This is a genomic window from Photorhabdus viridis (assembly GCF_040256935.1).
GTDB classification, from domain to species: domain Bacteria; phylum Pseudomonadota; class Gammaproteobacteria; order Enterobacterales; family Enterobacteriaceae; genus Photorhabdus; species Photorhabdus viridis.
Map to the genome: position 1 here is coordinate 1 of NZ_JBEJZY010000254.1, position 495 is coordinate 495.

General features: G+C 41.0%; 1 protein-coding gene. It reads right to left on the minus strand.

The window, feature by feature from the left end; genetic code table 11:
* Positions 1 to 33 precede the first annotated feature (33 nt).
* Positions 34 to 381, minus strand: coding sequence for a hypothetical protein (locus ABR397_RS23235; protein ID WP_350307764.1), 348 nt, complete (start codon positions 379 to 381; stop codon positions 34 to 36).
* Positions 382 to 495: the final 114 nt, after the last annotated feature.

Below are 495 nucleotides of genomic sequence, written 5' to 3' on the forward strand. Positions count from 1 at the left end.
GGACTGAGCTTGAACAAATGTCTGACAAACTTACTATTGATACGTTATCGGCATAAAAATGCTTGAGTCAATGCACGAAACGCATAGAAGCGGCACATTTACATTCCAAGCAATAAGACTGGGTCTGAATCTACGTGCTTCTGAAATCTCTGTTCTTAAGCAGAGCTGAGGTTCTTTATGTATCTTTTGAACTGTTTGCAGAGCATCAAGAGTTGATTTTGACAGTACATTACTTTTCATTTCAGCTTGAATGATCTGTACGACTGTTTTTTCTTCGAACTTCCCAGTTTTCGATAAAACATTCGAGGATTCATTTAACGCTTTTGTCAATGCACTGGCGCTCTCTTTGCTTTTATCCAAAATAAGAACAGAATTAGACACTAAAAACACCCGTCCCAACAGCCGCTTCCGGCGCAATGGCATCTGCAACAAAAATGCCCACGTTATTCAGGCACAACGCCGGATTAGTTTTACACCCTTCAAGCGCAATACGCC